The organism is Streptomyces hilarionis (assembly GCF_024539675.1).
Lineage (GTDB): Bacteria > Actinomycetota > Actinomycetes > Streptomycetales > Streptomycetaceae > Streptomyces > Streptomyces hilarionis.
In genome coordinates this window covers 1-240 of sequence record NZ_JAHHIT010000874.1, presented here as the reverse complement: position 1 = coordinate 240, position 240 = coordinate 1, and the positions used below count along the sequence as shown (strand labels likewise).

General features: G+C 40.0%; 1 protein-coding gene. It reads left to right on the top strand.

What is annotated here, in order from left to right:
• The coding region (locus tag KMS84_RS40625; RefSeq protein WP_256921666.1) for a hypothetical protein at positions 1–240 on the top strand (240 nt) is incomplete at both ends.

Here is a 240-nt window from a genome sequence, read left to right as displayed (position 1 = left end):
GTGTATTACGTTCTGCGCACACCTTCGATGCCTTCTTGCACGGCTTTAAAAATTCTTTTCATCAGGATCCTATAGATGATGCTCGGGTAGATTTTGAAATATTTACTACACTTCCTGGCTGCTTTACAGCGTTGCATCTACCAATTTCACATAAAAATCATCAGCATTTTCAAGATAGAGTTCATTGTCTAATCGGGGTAAATGGCGTAGGTAAAACCCAGCTACTGCGAGGGATAATTA